This window comes from Streptomyces galbus (genome assembly GCF_005280195.1).
Lineage (GTDB): Bacteria > Actinomycetota > Actinomycetes > Streptomycetales > Streptomycetaceae > Streptomyces > Streptomyces galbus.
The window spans coordinates 104085-120883 of sequence record NZ_SZPR01000027.1; the positions used below are offsets into that span (position 1 = coordinate 104085).

Here is a 16799-nt window from a genome sequence, read left to right on the forward strand (position 1 = left end):
AGGCTGCCGGTATGGCACCGAACATCGCGACGAACACGACCGTCTCCCGGGACGAGCTGCTGGACTTCGTACGGCCCCGGCACCGTGCCCTGCTGCTCACCCGCCGGGCCGACGGCAGTCCGCAGGCCTCGCCGCTGACCTGCGGGGTGGACGACTCCGGCCGGATCGTGGTCTCGACCTACCCGGAGCGCGCCAAGACCCGCAACGCCCGGCGGGACCCGCGGGTCAGCCTCGTCGTCCTCAGCGACGAGTGGAACGGCCCGTGGGTCCAGGTCGACGGCACCGCCGAGGTGATCGACTCCCCCGACTCCGTCGAGCCGCTCGTGGAGTACTACCGCAACATCGCCGGGGAGCACCCCGACTGGGACGAGTACCGCGCGGCGATGGTCGAGCAGGGCAAGTCGATCATCCGCGTCACCCCGGAGCGCTGGGGCCCGGTGGCGACGGGCGGCTTCCCGGCGCGGCTGGCGCAGGAGGACTGAGCGGCGGACGCCCCGGAAGCGGGCCCGTCCGTTCTCACGCGTCCGGCGCGGGCCCCGAGCGCTCCACCATCGCCTCGATGCCGGCGACCAGCAGGTCCAGGGCGAAGGTGAAGTCGCGGTCGAGCATCTCGTCGACCGTGGCACCGCCCCGCGCGTCCATGATGTCGCGGGTCTCCTCGATGACGGCGGCCGTGTCCGGGGTCCCGCCCACCGAGGCCATCATCTGCGCGTGGTACTCGTCGGGGGTCACCCCCGCGTCGGCGACCCGGGACATGAAGTGGCCCTGGATCGTGCCGTAGCCGTACACGAACTGGAAGACCGCCGAGATGGCGCCGGTGATGCCGTGCACGGGCAGGCCGGTGCGGCGCACGACCTGGTGGATCGCGCGGGAGAAGGCGAGCGAGTTCGGGCCGATGTTGAGGTAGCGCCCGATCAGCGGGGGCACCCAGGGGTGGCGGACCAGCAGCGCGCGGTACTCGCGGGCGAGCGTGCGCAGCAGGACGCGCCAGTCGGCACCCTCGTCGTCCGGGTCGGGCACGGCCGGCTCCCCGAACACCTCGTCGAGGGCCAGCTCCAGCAGCTCGTCCTTGGTGTCGACGTACCAGTACACGGACATCGCGGTGACGTTCAGCTCGGCGGCGAGCCGCCGCATGGAGAACCGGTCCAGTCCCTCGGCGTCGAGCAGCCGCACGGTCGCCGCGGTGATCCGGTCCCGGTCGAGCCCCGAGGGCTGCCCGCCCCGGCCGCGACGCGTCCTGCCGCCCAGCCAGACACTGCTGCGCGTGGCCTGTTCGCCTGCCCTGGCGGCCATGCGGCACCTCCTGATCTCCACCGACCGGCCCCCGACGGGCCCACCCTACGGCGCGGGAGGGGCCGCACGACCAGCGGCGACGCGCTCGCTACGACGGGACGGCCGTCGTCTCCTCCCGCGCTGATGCTGCTCTTCCCGCCCTGCGCAGCAAGACCGCCGCGAGCACGCCGCCCGCGAACACCGCCACCGCGCCGACCGCCTGCCCGGTGCCCAGGGCCGAGGAGAGCCGCGCCCCGGACGCCAGCCGCGCGCTGAGCACCGCGCCGAGGACCGCCACGCCGAGCCCGTTGCCGAACTCGGCGAGCATGCCGTTGACGCCGGCGCCCACCCCGGCCCTGGCCGGCGGGATGGTGCTCATGATCGCGTGGGCCATCGCCGGTCCGGCCAGCGCGGTGCCGGTGCCGATGAGCAGCAGCCCGAGCAGGGTGACGGCGTACCCGTCGGAGGCCACGGCGATGGAGACGAGGCCCGCCGCCATCGCCGTCATGCCGGTCAGGATCGCCGTGGGCCCGCCGAGCTTCACGGTGGCCTTCGCCGCCAGTCCCGTGAAGTTCAGGGCGACGACGGTCAGCGCGAGCGGCGCGGTGCGCAGGCCGGCCTCCAGGGGGCCGTAGCCCAGGACGAGTTGGAGGTGCTGGGTGAGGAGGAACAGGGCGCCGCCCATGCCGAAGGTGACCAGCACCGCGCCGGCGACGGCCCCCGTGAAGCGGCGGTCGCGGAAGAGGGCGAGGTCCAGCATGGGGTACGGCACCCTGCTCTCCCACCCGGCGAACAGCGCGAGGACGCCCACCGCGACGGCCCCGGAGACCAGCACCCGCGCGGACGTCCAGCCGTGCGTGGGGCCGGAGATGACGGTGAAGACCAGCGAGGCCATGCCGACCGTCGACAGCAGCGCGCCGGGCAGGTCGGGGCGGTCGCCCTGCGGGTTCCTAGACTCGGGCACCAGCGCGACCACCGCGACCAGGGCCACGGCCGCGACCGGCAGGTTGACCAGGAAGACCGAGCCCCACCAGAAGTGGTTCAGCAGGAAGCCGCCGATGAGCGGCCCCGTGGCGAAGCCGAGCGAGTTCACCGCGGCCCACACGCCGATGGCCTTCGGCTGCTCCTCCGGCGCGAAGATCTGCATGACCACGGCCAGGGTGGTGGTCAGCAGCAGCGCCCCGCCGACGCCCATCCCGGCGCGCGCGGCGACGAGTTGCCCGGTGGTGCCCGCGCAGCCGGCGACCGCCGAGCCGACGCCGAACAGGGCGAGCCCCGCGATCAGCATCTTCTTGCGGCCGTACCGGTCGGCGGCGCTGCCGGCGGTGAGCAGCAGGCCCGACTGGACCAGCGAGTAGGCGTTGATCATCCACTGGATGTCGGAGGTGGAGGCGTCCAGTTCCCGGGTGAGGGAGGGGATCGCGACGTTCAGGACGGTGTTGTCGAGCAGCACGGTGAGCTGCGCGAGGCAGATGACGCCGAGGATCAGCCAGCGCTGGGGATGGCTCGCGACGGAAGGCATGCTCTACACCGTAGAAGAGATCTCGTACGGTGTACAAGCGAGATGCGGGAAGAGGCGGTGCCCGTGCGGGACACCGCCTCTTGCCGGGGAAGCGCTCGGCCGACTGTCAGCCGCTCGCCTCCTGCGTCAGGTCGTAGAAGGTGGCCGAGCCGGCCGTGACCTTCTTGAACGTGGCCTCGACCCAGGTGGTGATCCGCGACGACGTGCCGTTCGCACCGCCGCCCGGACCACCGCCCATGGACCCGCTCGCGATGAAGTAGTGGATCCTCCCGTCCGCGACGTACTGCTTGAACTGCGCCAGCGTCGGGGACGGGTCGGTGCCGTTGAAGCCGCCGATCGCCATGACCGGTTCGCCGGTGGCGAGTTGGTAGCTCGCGGCGTTCTGGGAGCCGATGGCCGCGGCGGCCCAGGTGTAGCGGCCGGAGTCCGTCTCCAGCAGCTTCTTCGCCCGGGAGTTCACGGACGCGCCGTTCAGCAGGCCGCCGACGCCACCGCCGCCGCCCGCGCCCTCGCCGGTCGGGCCGCCGCCCTGCTGGGTCTGCCCGCCGCCCTGGCCGGGCAGGGCGCCGAAGCCGCCCGTGCCCCCGCCGGGGAAGCCCTGGCCCTGCTGGTTCTGGCCCGGCCGGCCGCCTTGCTGCCCCTGCCGGCCCTGTTGCCCTTGCTGCCCCTGCTGGTTCTGGCCCGGCATGCCGTCGCCGCCGAAGCCGCCGCGCATGCCGCCGCCCGGGCGGCCCCCGCCCATCATGGCGGCGCCCGCCGGGCCGGCCGTGACGATCGACCCGGTGTGGCCCTGCTGGACGGTGCTCAGGGTGTACGCCGTCGGACCGGCCAGCGCGGCCAGCAGGCCGACCGCAGCCGCGGCGAGGGCGAGCCGCCGGGTCAGCCGGCCCGCGAAGACCAGGCCGAGCGCGGCGGTGAGGCCGCCGACCAGGACGAGCCACCGCAGCCAGGGCAGGTAGTCGGGGGTGCGGTGGAGCAGGACGTAGCCCCAGGTGGCCGCCGCGACGGCCGCGGCCGCCAGCGCGAGCGACGCCCAGAGCGCCCGGCGCCTCTCCCACAGGGTCCCGGCGCCCATGCCGGTCACGGCCGCCAGGTAGGGGGCGAGGGCGACGGTGTAGTACTGGTGGAAGATGCCCGCCATGTAGCTGAAGACCACCGCGGTCGTCAGCAGCGAGCCGCCCCAGACCAGGAACGAGCCGCGGGTGACGGACGTGCGGCCGGCCCGGCGCGTGGCCACCAGGCCGGCGGCCAGCAGGACCAGCGCGGCCGGCAGCAGCCAGGAGATCTGGCCGCCGACCTCGGAGCCGAACATCCGGTCCCAGCCGGTCTCGCCCCACTGCCCGGTGCCGCCCCCGCCCCCACCGCCCCCGACGCTGCCGGTCTCGTCGCCGCTGAGCCGGCCGAGGCCGTTGTAGCCGAAGGTCAGCTCCAGGAAGGAGTTGTTCTGCGAGCCGCCGACGTACGGGCGCGAGGACGCCGGCCACAGCTCGACGACCGCCACCCACCAGCCCCCGGAGACGACCAACGCCGCCGTCGCGGCGGCCAGTTGACCGAGGCGCTTCGTCAACGTGACCGGCGCGCACACCGCGTACACGAGTGCCAGCGGCGGCAGGACGAGGAACGCCTGGAGGGTCTTGGTGAGGAACGCGAAGCCGATCGCCACGCCGGCCCACACCAGCCAGCGGGTCCGGCCGTCCTCCAGTGCGCGGACGACGAGGTAGCAGGCCACGGCCATCAGCAGGGCCAGCATCGCGTCCGGGTTGTTGAACCGGAACATCAGCGCCGCCACGGGCGTCAGCGCGAGCACCGCGCCGGCGATCAGAGCGGAGGCGGGGCTGAACCGGCGCCGTACGGCCGCGTGGACGACGGCGACCGTGCCGACGCCCATCAGCGCCTCGGGGACGAGGATCGCCCAGGAGTTCAGGCCGAAGACCCTGACCGACAGCTCCATCGGCCACAGCGAGGCCGGCGGCTTGTCGACGGTGATGGCGTTGCCCGCGTCCAGCGAGCCGAAGAAGAACGCCTTCCAGCTCTTCGAGCCGGCCTGGACGGCGGCGGAGTAGAAGGAGTTGGCGTAGCCGGAGGCGCTGAGGTCGTAGAGGTAGAGCAGCAGGGTCGCCAGGAGCAGGGCGAGGAAGGCCGGGCGGGCCCAGCGGGGGTCCTCGGGGTGGCCCCGCCCCAGCCTCCGCAGGAACGGCTGCCGTGGCTCACCGGCCCCGGGACGGGCGGGGGGAGCTGGGGCGGACGGTGTCTGCGTCTCCGGAGCGGCCGGTGCGGGCGGGCCCCAGGCCGAGCGGTCGTAGCCGGTGGTCATCGGGTCTCCCCCGGGTCGGTGTCGTGGCGGCGGGCCGGGTCGAGGCGCGGGGTGGCGTCCCGCCAGGTGCCGTCCGCGGCGTCACCGACGCGGAACGGGGAGGCCGGGGGCATCGCGGGGTCCGAGGTGTGGGTGCCGTGGGAGGGGGCCGGGGCGTGAGTGCCGGCGGAGGGGGCCGGGACGCCCGGTGCCGTGGGCGCGGGGCGGTCGGCTTCGCGGTCGGAGAAGACCCAGATGCGCAGACGCAGGAAGCGCAGGACGGTCGCGGCGAGGTTGGCGGCGACCAGGACGGCCAGTTCGGTCGAGTGCGCGGGGTGGGCGTTGGCGGTGTCGAGGGCGACCAGCGAGCCGCTGGTCAGGGCGAGGCCGATGCCGAAGACCACCAGGCCCTGCGCCTGGTGCCGGACGGCCCCGCCCCGGCCGCGCACGCCGAAGGTGAGCCGGCGGTTGGCGGCGGTGTTGGCGACCGCGGAGATCAGCAGCGCGAGCGCGTTGGCGGCCTGGGAGCCGGTGAAGAGCCGGAAGCCGCTGTAGAGCAGCAGGTAGAAGAGGGTCGACAGACCCCCGACGACGCAGAAGCCGACGAGCTGACGGGCCAGTCCCTTGGGTACGTCCATGATCTCGCGGTCGCGGGGATCGTCCCCGAACGGCCTGGTCAGCCGGTCCAGTGGCAGTGAACCGGTGGCCAGCGCCCTGCCGACGCGCCACACCCCCTTCAGGTCCTCGGTCGCCGTCCTCACGATGTGCACCGTGGAGTCCGGGTCGTCGACCCAGTCGACCGGCACCTCGTGGATACGGAGTCCGGCACGTTCGGCGAGCACCAGCATCTCAGTGTCGAAGAACCAGCCCGTGTCTTCCACCAGGGGGAGCAGGATCTGTGCGACGTCCCGGCGGATCGCCTTGAACCCGCACTGCGCGTCGGAGAAGCGCGCCTGCAGCGAGCCGCGCAGGATCAGGTTGTAGGAGCGGGAGACGAACTCCCGCTTGGGGCCGCGCACCACCCGCGCGCTGCGGGCGAGCCTCGAGCCGATCGCCAGGTCGGAGTGGCCGGAGATCAGCGGCGCCACCAGCGGCAGCAGCGCGTTGAGGTCGGTGGACAGGTCCACGTCCATGTAGGCGAGGACCGGGGCGTCGGAGGCCGACCAGACGGCGTGCAGCGCCCGGCCGCGGCCCTTCTGCTCCAGCCGGAACGACCGGACCGAGGCGATCCGTGCCTCCAGCCGGCGGGCCACCTCGGGGGTGGCGTCCGTCGACGCGTTGTCCGCGATGGTGATGCGGAACGGGTACGGGAACGTGCGCTCGAGGTGCTCGTGCAGGCGGAGCACGCACGGCTGGAGGTCCCTCTCCTCGTTGTAGACGGGGACCACTACGTCCAGGACAGGGGTACCGGCCGGCGCGGCCGGGAGGTGCTCCCGCGCCGGCAGGGTGCCGGGAGAAGAGTCGGTTCTCATGCCGACGACTCTCGTCAGGAGCCCTGTCGCACCCATGTGGTGGCACTGTGCTGTGCCTGTGAGTCCCGTTGCCGGCCGGTGCCGGCCGCCGGGCGGGGCACGGCGGGCACGGACAGGTCCGCGAGGGCGGGCAGGCGGAGGGTGAACACGGTCCGGCCGGGTGCGCTGTCGACGGTCACGGCACCGTCGTGCGCGGTCGCCACGGCCTGCACGATGGCGAGGCCCAGGCCGGTCGAGCCGGTGGCGCGCGAGCGGGCCGAGTCGCCGCGCGCGAACCGTTCGAAGACGCGCGGGAGCAACTGCGGCGGGATTCCCTGGCCGTTGTCCTCGACGTCCACGCACAGCCACGGCCCGCTGCGCCGCACGCGCGCGGTGACGGTCGTCCCGGGCGGCGTGTGGGTGCGGGCGTTGGCGAGGAGGTTGACCAGCACCTGCTGCAGGCGGGCCGCGTCGGCGGAGACGAGCGCCGGTTCCTCGGGCAGCTCCAGGCGCCAGACGTGGGCGGGGCCGGCCGCGCGGGCGTCGCTGACGGTGTCGACGACCAGGGGGACGAGGTCGGTCTGCGCGAACCGCAGGGGGCGGCCCGCGTCCAGCCGGGCGAGCAGCAGCAGGTCCTCCACGAGCAGCGTCATCCGGCCCGCCTCGGACTCGATGCGGGCCAGGGCGTGCCGGGTGTCGGGGCCGACCTGCTCGCGGCCGCGCCGGGTCAGCTCGGCGTAGCCGCGGATGGAGGCGAGGGGGGTGCGCAGCTCGTGGCTGGCGTCGGCGACGAACTGGCGCACCCGGGTCTCGCTCTGCTGGCGGGCGTGCAGGGCGCCGTGGACGTGGTCGAGCATGCGGTTGAGCGCGGCGCCGACCTGGCCGACCTCGGTGTGCGGGTCGCACTCGGCCTCGGGGACGCGCTCGCTGAGGTTCACCTCGCCGGTGTGCAGGGGGAGTTCGGAGACGCGGGTGGCGGTGTGGGCGACCCTGCGCAGGGGGCGGGTGGCGACGCTGACGATCACCGTGCCGGCGAGGGAGGCGGCGATCAGCCCGGCCGCGGTGACGCTGACCTCGACGAGGATCAGCGTCCTGATGGTGCTGTCGGCGTCGGACGTCGGGATGGCGACGTAGTAGGCGTAGGCGCCGTTGGTCGTGTACTTGACGCGGTGGTCACCGAGGCCGGGCAGGCTCACGGTGTGCTCGGCGCCGTCCCGGGAGACGGATGCGAGCACCTTGACCTGCGCCTCGTCGAGCGCCTTGGAGGTCATCGCGAAGTTGCCGCTGGCCGTGGACTTCACGCCGCGCCGGGAGTCGGTGACGGTGCCGTCCTCGACCTTCGCGGCGATCGTGCCGATGGGCACCGGGCCGTGGGTGACGAAGATGGCGAGGTCGGTCGGCTCGGGGAGGTCGCTCAGCGGGCTCTGCCGGCGGCCGGGCACGGTGTCGGCGTCCGTGCCGGTGCCGCTGTCGGTGCCGGTGCCGCTGTCGGTGCCGTTCTCCGTTCCGGTGCCGGGCTGGCTCGGAGGACGGAAGTCGCGGGGTGCCACGCGGGCGGCCACCTCACGCAGCCGGACGTCGAGCTGCTGGTAGAGGTGCGAGCGCAGGGCGAGGGTGGTGACGGTGCCGATGACCGTGCAGACGACGGCGATCAGCACGACGGACGCGACGACGAGCCGGGTCAGCAGGGTGCGCGGCTGCCCGGGGCGGCGCCTCCGTGCCCGCTGCGCCCGCGGCCGCCGTCGCCCGCTCACGGGACGGCGGGAACGGCGGGCTTGATCAGGTAGCCGGCGCCGCGCCGGGTGTGGATCATCGGCTCCCGTCCGGCGTCGATCTTCCGGCGCAGGTACGAGATGTAGAGCTCGACCACGTTGGCCTGGCCGCCGAAGTCGTAGGACCACACCCGGTCGAGGATCTGCGCCTTGCTGAGCACGCGCCGCGGGTTGCGCATCAGGAAGCGCAGCAGCTCGAACTCGGTGGCGGTCAGGTGGATCGAGTCGCCGCCCCGGTACACCTCGTGGCTGTCCTCGTCGAGGGTGAGGTCGCCGACGACGAGCACCGAGTCCGAGCGGCGGTCGGCGGCACCCGAACGCCGGATCAGGCCGCGCAGCCGGGCGACGACCTCCTCCAGGCTGAAGGGCTTGGTGACGTAGTCGTCGCCGCCCGCGGTGAGACCGGCGATCCGGTCCTCGACGGCGTCCTTGGCCGTCAGGAACAGCACGGGCACGTCGGGCAGCTCCCGGCGGAGCCGGCCGAGGACGGTCAGGCCGTCCATGTCGGGCAGCATCATGTCCAGCACGACGGCGTCCGGCCGGAACTCCCGCGCCGTCTGGAGGGCGCCCTGCCCGTCCCCGGCGCTGCGGATCTGCCAGCCCTCGTAGCGCAGGGCCATGGACAGCAGTTCGGTGATCGACAGCTCGTCGTCCACCACCAGCACTCGGACGGGGCTCCCGTCCGGCCTCAGCAGTTCGGTGCGCCCCTGGGGCGAGGTCGTGGTCATGGTGACACCCTGTCGGGGCCCTCTGAGAACACGCTTTCGCTTGTCTGTGATTTCCCTGAGAAACACACAGGGGCCTCTCAGGAACCGGGCCGGCAGCGGGAGTTCTTCCGGGTCCTGTCAGGAAGGGCGGCCGCCGGTCAGAAGAGCCCGTCCTGCCGGGCGGCGTCGGCGGGGGCCTCGAACCGCCGTACGGGAAACGCGGGCGGGGCGTCCTCGCCCGCGGTCGGCGGCAGCAGGTCCCAGCCCGTCATCAGCCGGGTGTCCAGGATGACGACGGTGTCCCGCGCGGTGCGCAGGTGCAGGTCCGGTCCGGCGGCCGCGACGAGTGCGCCGCGCACCCCGCCCCCGGCGGTCAGCTCGGCCACCTCCCCCACGGCGGCCGGGGCGTCCCGGTCGAGCCCGAACGCCCGTACGTGGTCCACCGGGCGGAACGGCGCGGGCGCCAGCGACTCCGGCCAGCCGGCGAGGCCGACGGCACGCGCGTGCAGCCCGGCCAGCTCCGCCGCCCGCTCGGCCTCGCCCGCGGGCAGCCGGGAGCGTAGGGCGCGCTTGTCGGCGTACGGGATGCGGTCGGGCACGCGCAGGGCGGCCCGCAGCAGCTCCTCGGTGCGCCGGGCGGCCATGAGCGGGCCCGCGCCGAGCCAGGTGAAGCAGACGGCGCCCTGCTCCAGCAGCCGGGCGGTGCCGCGCTCGACGGCGGTGATGCCGACCTTGGCCGTCCCGGGGCCGAACCAGGCCAGGTACACGTGGTACGGCCGCGGGTCGTCGGCGAGCGTGTCCGCCGCGACCGAGTGCGCCCGGTCCAGCCGCGCACACTCCTCGCACCGCCCGCCCGTGCTCCGCGCCGGCACCGGCGTCCGGCGCGGACAGGGGTGCCCCCGCGCCCCCACGCACCTCCTGACCTCCCCCGGCGCGACCGCGAAGGCCACGTCCTTCCCCCAGGACAGCGGGCTACGACGCCCCCCGTCCCACGTCAGCTCCGGGCTGCCCGCCGACCAGCGCAGCGCCGCGCACCTCCATGCCTGTGCCATCACCCGCGAGCGTAGACGGAGGCACTGACAGCGGGGTCGAGGCCACCGGGGACGTGGTCACGGGTGACGAGGCCACCGGGGACGAGACGACCGCCGGAGGGACCACCGGGGCTGACACCGCCTGGGGCGAGGCCACGTGTCGTCCGCGCCCGGCGAGGCGGCAGCCCAGGCACTCCGGGTGCCCCCCGCGCGCGTGCGGGTCGCGCACCCGCATGCTCCACTCCGCCCGCGGCCGGATCCCGGGCGGCTTGCCCCAGCCGCTGAGGTGCAGCGCCCAGGTGACCAGCAGCGCGAGGACGTCGATCACGCCCCCGACGACCAGGGCGAGGGGCGAGACCGTGCACACGCCGACGCTCATGACGGACGTCCCGACGGTCGCGATGGCGACGCCGGTCCAGCCGGCGACGGTGTGGCCCTCGTCGTACGGATGCACGCTCATTGAATACCTCACGACGTGAGAAGTTATGTTTCTGAACCTCTTACAAGGTAAGACATCTCGAAAGCGGATAACAAGGGAGCCGACGCTTCAGCCACGAGACAGAGGACCCATGAGCGAGGAACCCGCGATGCCGGACGAGGCCGTGGAACCCGTGCCACCCGCCGACAGCGGCCGGCCGACGGCGACACCCGCGCAGGCGCTGGCGGCGATGGACGACCTGATCGCGGCCAGCATGGTCGGCCAGCAGGAGATGGCGCAGCGCCTGGGCGTGAACGTCACCGACCTCACGACGTTCGCGTACGTCCTCCAGGCCGGCGAGCACCTGCTGACGGCGGGCGAGCTGGCGACGAAGGTGCACGTGACCACGGGCGCGGTGACCGGGATCCTGAACCGCCTCGAACGCGCCGGCTGGATCACCCGCCGCCCGGACCCCACGGACCGCCGCCGCGTCCGGGTGGCGGCGGAACCGGCCGCGGTGGCCCGGGCGTTCGCCCTGTACGGGCCGTACTACGAACGCCTCACGGCCCTGTTCGCCTCCTACTCGCCGGACGAGATCGCCGTGCTGACCGACTGGTTCAGGAGGGCGACGGAGCTGGCGAACGGGTACCGGGAGGAGCTGCGGGGACAGGACCGGGGGGGTTTGTAGAGTGCGCGGGGACGGCGGACGGGGTACGGATCCGCCCGGGGGAGGGAGAGGGCATGGTGGACGCGGACGGCCGCGCGGAGGTGATGGTCGCGGAGGCCCGGAAGGCGTTCTTCGTGATGTTCGCCTTCGTGGCCCTGATCTGGCTCGTGCAGGTGGCGAACGCCGCCGACGGCTACGACCTCTCCCGTGACCACGGGGTGGTCCCGGGCGAGACCGACAGCCTGCCCGCGCTCCTCTCGGCGCCGCTGCTGCACTGGAGCTGGGCCCACATCGAGGCCAACTCCGGTCCCCTGTTCGTCTTCGGCTTCCTGGCCGCGTACCGGGGAGTGACCCGCTTCCTGGGCCTGACCCTGCTGGTCGCGCTCACCAGCGGCATGGCGGTCTGGCTGTTCGAACGGGGCGGCGTCGACACGGTGGGCGCCAGCGGCCTGGTCTTCGGCTACTTCGGGTACGTGGTCGTCCGCGGCCTCTTCGACCGCCACCTGATCGACACCCTGATCGGGATAGTGATGGCGGCGTCCTTCGCCTACCTCCTGACGGTGGCCGTACCGGGCACCCCCGGGGTGAGCTGGCTGGGCCACCTGGGCGGCCTGGCCGGAGGGGTCCTGGGCGCGTGGCTGTTCAGGGAGCGGGGGAAGCGGCGGGCGAGCGGGGGCGGGGGCGGTGTGCCGTCGGCTGCGCCGGCCTCGCGGAGCGAGGGCTCGGGCGGTGCGGCCTCTCCGCGGGCGGACCTGCACAAGGAGCTGCGGGACCTGGGGCTGGAGTAGGCGCGCGGTGCCGGATATCGGGGGAAGCGCCCGCATCCCGACGTCAACCGTCAACGGTCACCCGTCACCGGAAAGCACCGGGCACCGGACACCTCTCCCAGGGACTGTCCGCCCGGTCCGCCCACCGCCACCAGACGTGCCGACCGCCGCACCGCCACACCGCACGACAGGTCCGCCGACCGTCGTCCTCCCGCGTGCAGAGCACGAGCCCACCGGACTTCATGACTCCACCGCACTCAGGACAGACAGGCGCCTCATTGCTCATGCGCCGCACCTTAATGAGAAGCGGCCGGAGGCCCGGGGCCATTAGGCCAGGATCCGACCTACCCCCTCCCTACCGTCTCCCCATGACCACACCCGAGGACGAACGCGCGGATCTCCTGGCGACACTGGCCAAGCACCGGCAGTTGCTGCGCCACACGACGCGCGACCTGACGGACGAGCAGGCCGCGCTGCGCACGACGGCGAGCGAGCTGTGCCTGGGCGGACTGATCAAACACGTCACCGCCGTGGAGCGGAACTGGACGGCCTTCATCGTCCAAGGCCCGTCGGTGATGGGCGACTTCACACAGATGACGGAGGCGGACTGGGCACGCCGGGCGGCCGAGTTCAGGATGCAGCCGGACGAGACGCTGGCAGCGGTGCTGGACGCCTACGCCGAAACGGCCCGCGCCACCGACGAGTTGATCGCCGTGCTCCCTGACCTGAACGCGACCCAGCCCCTCCCCAAGGCCCCCTGGCACCAGCCGAACACCCACTGGTCGGCCCGCCGCACCCTCCTCCACATCATCGCGGAGACCGCCCAGCACTCGGGCCACGCGGACATCATCCGGGAGAGCCTGGACGGGGCGAAGACGATGGGCTGACACGGGGCCTGCGCCGCGGACGGAACGGGTTCGGGTGGGTCGGGCCGAGGACTTCCGGCGGGTGTGGACCCGCCCGTCGGTATCCACCCGGCACCCCCTGGCGACAGCCAGGCGCTGCGCTGCAACCGGTCCCTGCGCCCAACCCTGCGGGCGGGTCAGTCGAGCGTGGCAATGACGAGTCCGGCGAGGGCGAGCAGGGGCGAGCCGAGGAGCACGATGCCGCCCATGAGGCGGAAGAACCAAGCACCGAGTTGCGACGGCTCCGCGAGACCCAGGTCCATCGTCCGCGCTGCCGTCACAGCCCGGACGGCGTTGCGTCGCGCGGCGGCCTTGTCCGCCGCGCCGCGTACGTTGAAGAGGAACATCGCTCCCCATGCCACGCCCGCCAGCCCCAGTACGAACAGCGCGATACCCACCACCACAGCCGATCCCCTCCCTCGAGCACCGCCGCGACCAGCGGTCGTCCGAGGATGATGCCAGTCAGCCCGCAGGTCGGTGCGGGCGGACCACTCAGGAGATCGTCAGGGCACGACACGGAGCCGGCACTGTCCCCGCGAGGCACTGTGCGGCGACCAGCCCATGGTGACGCGCCGTCGGGTTGCCCGATCGTGACCCTCTCGGGGCGGGCTGCGGCTTCGTTGATCGGTTAACGTCTACGCACACGCGGCCGGCAAGATCCTCCGCGGCCGCAGGGGGTGACGCGGGAGTGCGTCCGGCCGTATCGGAGCGCCACGCGGCGGCAGATCGTCACAGCAACTAGGGGGAGACGTGAGGGCTGTGCCCCGGACGTCGACTGAGCCACTGCCCGCAGGCCGCCGCCGCGGAGGCCGCGCGGGCCTCGCTTCCGGTGCGGCCGCCACGATTCTGGCGGTCGCCGGTACGGCCGTCCCGCTCGCCGTGGACGCGCCGCCCGCGTGGGCCGCTCAACCGACGACCGCGGCGGACGCGTCCGCGGCGACCGCGGCGGACGCCTCCCAGGAGGTCGTGATCCCGCCCACCGATCGGGCCACACCCCGTGCGGACACCCCGCTGGCGGCGGGCACTACCGGATTCCTGCACCAGCAGGAGGGCCGGGACGGCTACACCTGGACCGACTTCTCGAGCGGCACCTCGACGCAGGTGCCGGGCCTGCAGACCCTGCCGGCCAACGCGCTCGTACGCCCCGTCGGCGCCGGCGGGGACCTGCTCGCCATCTCACCGAGCCCGGCCCGAGGCGCCGGCTGGTACAGCCTGCTCGATCCGCACACCGGTGAGAGCCGGGAGGCGCAGCTCCCGGCCGGCTACATGTTCCGGGGGACCGTCGCGGGCAAGGTGCTGGCCCTGGAGTCCGCGACCGCAACCACCAGCTCCGCCGGTGTGCTCCTCGACACCGGCACCGATCCCGCGCAGCCGCTGCGCATCACCGGCCTGCCCGCCGGTGCGCAGCTCAGCAGCGTCTCACTGCAGCAGGGTGCCGCGGACGACCGCGGCGCGGTGATCGCCTTCCGGCAGGACGGCGCGTACCGCTACGGCCTGCTGGACCCCGGGACCGCCGAGATCACCCCTCTCCCCGAGACGATGAGCGGCCGGGGCCTGCGCATCCTGCTGAGCGCCGACCGCGTCGCCTGGTGGAACCACGGCTTCACCGGGCTGCGCTGGCTGCCCCGCGCCGACCTCTCCTCCGGGGCGCAGGAGTTGCCGCTCCCCGCCGACGCGGCTCCGGTGGCCCTCCTCGGCGGCGCCCTCCTGACCTCGGGCCCGGACACCGGCTCGGGCACCTCGCTCGGCCGGCCGCTGACGGCCCGGCCGCTCGACGGCGGGGAGCCGAGCACCGCACTCGACCACATCGCGCTCGTCTCGGACCTCCCACCGCAGACGGCGGACGGGAGCGCCCTGCTCGTCGGCGGCTCCGGCACCGACGACTGGGCGGTGCACCGCTTCGCCGTCGGCTCCGACGTGCCGCCGGCGCACGCAGTGGTCCAGCCGCTGCCTCCGGTGACCTCCAAGGTCCTGGGGCTGAACCTGTACCGGGGCACCCTGAGCCGGGTGGACGGCATGGACGGCAAGCTCCCCGTCCACCAGCAGGACGTCGGTACCGGGCCGGTCCCCGTGGCGGGAGCGGCCAAGCTCCCCACGGGAATCCCCTCTTCCACCGTGCGCTGTGCGACGGGTGAGGACTGCGTGCGGATGGTCGAGGGCAACTGGTACGGCCTGTCCTTCCTGTCCGAGACAGCGGGACGGACGTACCTGGAGACCCGCGTGGACGCCTACACGTCGCACATCGAGGTGCCGTTGCCCGGCAGTGGCGGCGAGGTGAGGGACGCGTCCTCCTCGTACGTGGTGGTGGACGGCGGGTCCCCGAGAACCCAGTACGTGATCTACCCGGGCTACCACAAGGTGGTGCGCAGCCGCCCCGTGCAGGCCGCGGCGCTCTGGTATTCCACCCTGTGGAGCGCGACCCCCGGCAGCCCCGGCACGCTGACGGCGGAGCGGCTGACACCGGACGCGGCCACCCCCGGCAAACCCCTCCGCACCGTGCGCACCGGTGCCGCCTGCGTGCCCACCGAACTGCAGGCGACAGCGAGTTGGCTCTACTGGTCCTGCGGCCCCGACCAGCAGGCCGGGGTGTACGACCTGACGAACGACCGCGGCTTCACCGTGCCGTCGGGCCCCGCCCTGCTCGGTGACGGCTACGTGGTCCGGCACGACCGGGACGCGGGCGAGCTCAAGCTGACGGACTTCCACACCGGCAGCCCGCTCGCGGAGCGCTCCGTGGCCGCCCTCCCGGCCGGACCGCTCGCGGACGACCGCAGGATCACGTGGACCGTGGACAAGTACGGCGGCCACATCGCCTACGTGGACGCCGACCGTCGCGTGCATGTGCGCGCGGACGGGGTACCGGACTCCGCTCCGGTCATCGGAGAGGCGTACCCCTCCGGGAGCGTCGCGCCGAGGACCACGTCGTCGGCCTACTCGACCTGGACGGCCACGCTGCTCCTGAGCCGCCCCGTGGACTCCTGGGACCTGGACATCGTCCAAAAGACGACCGGTCGCCGGGTGGCTGTGGTGAGCGGCGGACCCGAACGCGGTCTCAGCGGCATCTGGGCCACGTGGAACGGCCGGGAGGCGAACGGTGCTCCCGCCCCGAGTGGTCTCTACACCTGGCAGCTGAGCGCTCGGTTCAACGGCGGGACCGTGCCGGTGCGGGTCGGGAGCGGCGGCCTGGACGTGCTCTGCGGCGCCCTGCCGACCCATGTCTACGACTGCGACGGGTTCCCGGACATGGTGGCGGTCCGCAAGGACGGCCGGACCGACTCGTGGGAAGGGCATCCCAAGGGGTACTTCTACAACCGCAGTTACACGGCGGACTGGCCGACCTCCTCCACCCTGGTACCGGTCGGCGACCTCAACGGGGACGGGAACGCGGACATGCTGGTCCGCAACTCCAGCGGCGAGCTGCGTGCGTACTGGGGCTTCGGGCAGGTGTACTTCGCGCGGGGAACCAACAAGTCCACTGTCATCGGCACGGGCTGGAACACGTACGACCTGCTGACGTCCTCCGGGGACCTCAACCGTGACGGCCGGTCCGACCTGCTGGCCCGTGACCGGTCCGGAGCCCTGTGGCTCTACGCCGGTACCGGCAAGGGCACGTTCAAGTCCCGGGTGCGCGTCGGCACGGGACTGTCCGGCTACACGGCGCTGGTGGGCGTGGGCGACCTCAACGGCGACGGAACCGGAGACCTCCTCGGCCGGGACAAGGCCGGGAACCTCTATCGCTGGTACGGCAACGGAAAGGGCGGCATCGGGGGCCGCGTGAAGATCGGCGCCGGTTGGGGCTCCTACAACGCCCTGGTCGGCGTCGGCGACCTCACCCAGGACGGACGCAACGACCTCGTCACCCGCGACACCGCGGGCAACGTGTACCGCTGGGCGGGCAACGGCAAGGGCGGCTTCGGCGCCCGCGTGAAGATCGGCACCGGCTGGGGCGCCTACAAGGCGCTGTACTGACGATCCGCGACAGCGGGCCGGCCAC

At 73.4% G+C, this 16799-nt stretch carries 13 protein-coding genes and 1 pseudogene; 5 read left to right on the forward strand and 9 right to left on the reverse strand.

The window, feature by feature from the left end:
* Window positions 1-11 precede the first annotated feature (11 nt).
* A complete protein-coding gene (locus E4U92_RS29955) occupies window positions 12-482 on the forward strand; it encodes a PPOX class F420-dependent oxidoreductase (RefSeq protein ID WP_137303562.1) in 471 nt (156 codons plus the stop codon).
* A 34-nt stretch (window positions 483-516) separates the two neighbouring features.
* Here E4U92_RS29955 and E4U92_RS29960 read toward each other — a convergent pair whose 3' ends face one another.
* The 8 genes and pseudogenes from E4U92_RS29960 to E4U92_RS36865 all read right to left on the reverse strand — a co-directional run.
* Window positions 517-1293, reverse strand: a complete 777-nt coding sequence (locus E4U92_RS29960; protein WP_137303563.1) for a TetR/AcrR family transcriptional regulator — start codon at window positions 1291-1293, stop codon at window positions 517-519.
* A gap of 88 nt (window positions 1294-1381) precedes the next feature.
* Window positions 1382-2794 carry an MFS transporter gene (locus E4U92_RS29965; RefSeq protein ID WP_137303564.1) on the reverse strand — a complete coding sequence of 471 codons (1413 nt, stop codon included), beginning with the start codon at window positions 2792-2794 and terminating at the stop codon, window positions 1382-1384.
* 106 nt (window positions 2795-2900) lie between these two features.
* On the reverse strand, window positions 2901-5108 hold the full coding sequence (locus tag E4U92_RS29970; RefSeq protein ID WP_137303565.1) for an ArnT family glycosyltransferase: 2208 nt from the start codon (window positions 5106-5108) through the stop codon (window positions 2901-2903).
* Complete coding sequence (locus tag E4U92_RS29975; RefSeq protein ID WP_137303566.1) at window positions 5105-6559, reverse strand: bifunctional glycosyltransferase family 2/GtrA family protein; 1455 nt, start codon at window positions 6557-6559, stop codon at window positions 5105-5107. The genes E4U92_RS29970 and E4U92_RS29975 overlap by 4 nt, the downstream gene beginning before the upstream one ends.
* 14 nt (window positions 6560-6573) lie before the next feature.
* A complete protein-coding gene (locus E4U92_RS29980; RefSeq protein WP_137303567.1) occupies window positions 6574-8292 on the reverse strand; it encodes a sensor histidine kinase in 1719 nt (572 codons plus the stop codon).
* Entirely contained in the window at window positions 8289-9038 is a 750-nt protein-coding gene (locus E4U92_RS29985) for a response regulator transcription factor (protein WP_137303568.1), read from the reverse strand. Before E4U92_RS29985 ends, E4U92_RS29980 begins: the two co-directional genes overlap by 4 nt.
* Before the next feature lie 137 nt (window positions 9039-9175).
* Complete coding sequence (locus E4U92_RS29990) at window positions 9176-10069, reverse strand: DUF2797 domain-containing protein (protein ID WP_137303569.1); 894 nt, start codon at window positions 10067-10069, stop codon at window positions 9176-9178.
* A gap of 88 nt (window positions 10070-10157) precedes the next feature.
* Window positions 10158-10508 (reverse strand): annotated as a pseudogene (locus E4U92_RS36865) (HGxxPAAW family protein); the annotation flags it as partial.
* A 127-nt stretch (window positions 10509-10635) separates the two neighbouring features.
* Between E4U92_RS36865 and E4U92_RS30000 the strand changes: the two are divergent.
* The 3 genes from E4U92_RS30000 to E4U92_RS30015 all read left to right on the forward strand — a co-directional run bounded on the left by E4U92_RS30000 (window position 10636) and on the right by E4U92_RS30015 (window position 12787).
* A complete protein-coding gene (locus E4U92_RS30000) occupies window positions 10636-11154 on the forward strand; it encodes a MarR family transcriptional regulator (protein ID WP_137303607.1) in 519 nt (172 codons plus the stop codon).
* Between the two features lie 53 nt (window positions 11155-11207).
* A complete protein-coding gene (locus E4U92_RS30005; RefSeq protein WP_137303571.1) occupies window positions 11208-11921 on the forward strand; it encodes a rhomboid family intramembrane serine protease in 714 nt (237 codons plus the stop codon).
* 347 nt (window positions 11922-12268) lie between these two features.
* Window positions 12269-12787 carry a DinB family protein gene (locus E4U92_RS30015; RefSeq protein ID WP_137303573.1) on the forward strand — a complete coding sequence of 173 codons (519 nt, stop codon included), beginning with the start codon at window positions 12269-12271 and terminating at the stop codon, window positions 12785-12787.
* 155 nt (window positions 12788-12942) lie between these two features.
* On the opposite strand, the gene E4U92_RS30020 is transcribed toward E4U92_RS30015, so the two are convergent.
* Complete coding sequence (locus E4U92_RS30020) at window positions 12943-13209, reverse strand: hypothetical protein (RefSeq protein ID WP_137303574.1); 267 nt, start codon at window positions 13207-13209, stop codon at window positions 12943-12945.
* A 475-nt stretch (window positions 13210-13684) separates the two neighbouring features.
* On the opposite strand from E4U92_RS30020, the gene E4U92_RS30025 reads away from it, so the two are divergent.
* Window positions 13685-16774 (forward strand): FG-GAP repeat domain-containing protein, encoded by a 3090-nt coding sequence (locus tag E4U92_RS30025; protein WP_168725221.1) that lies wholly within the window; start codon window positions 13685-13687, stop codon window positions 16772-16774.
* The last annotated feature ends 25 nt before the right edge of the window (window positions 16775-16799 follow it).

Excerpts from the sequence above, each read along its gene's own strand:
- E4U92_RS29955 (WP_137303562.1), top strand. The coding sequence starts at position 12 with ATGGCACCGAACATCGCGACGAACACGACCGTCTCCCGGGACGAGCTG.
- E4U92_RS29960 (WP_137303563.1), bottom strand. The coding sequence starts at position 1,293 with ATGGCCGCCAGGGCAGGCGAACAGGCCACGCGCAGCAGTGTCTGGCTG.
- E4U92_RS29965 (WP_137303564.1), bottom strand. The coding sequence starts at position 2,794 with ATGCCTTCCGTCGCGAGCCATCCCCAGCGCTGGCTGATCCTCGGCGTC.
- E4U92_RS29970 (WP_137303565.1), bottom strand. The coding sequence starts at position 5,108 with ATGACCACCGGCTACGACCGCTCGGCCTGGGGCCCGCCCGCACCGGCC.
- E4U92_RS29975 (WP_137303566.1), bottom strand. The coding sequence starts at position 6,559 with ATGAGAACCGACTCTTCTCCCGGCACCCTGCCGGCGCGGGAGCACCTC.
- E4U92_RS29985 (WP_137303568.1), bottom strand. The coding sequence starts at position 9,038 with ATGACCACGACCTCGCCCCAGGGGCGCACCGAACTGCTGAGGCCGGAC.
- E4U92_RS29990 (WP_137303569.1), bottom strand. The coding sequence starts at position 10,069 with ATGGCACAGGCATGGAGGTGCGCGGCGCTGCGCTGGTCGGCGGGCAGC.
- E4U92_RS30000 (WP_137303607.1), top strand. The coding sequence starts at position 10,636 with ATGCCGGACGAGGCCGTGGAACCCGTGCCACCCGCCGACAGCGGCCGG.
- E4U92_RS30005 (WP_137303571.1), top strand. The coding sequence starts at position 11,208 with ATGGTGGACGCGGACGGCCGCGCGGAGGTGATGGTCGCGGAGGCCCGG.
- E4U92_RS30015 (WP_137303573.1), top strand. The coding sequence starts at position 12,269 with ATGACCACACCCGAGGACGAACGCGCGGATCTCCTGGCGACACTGGCC.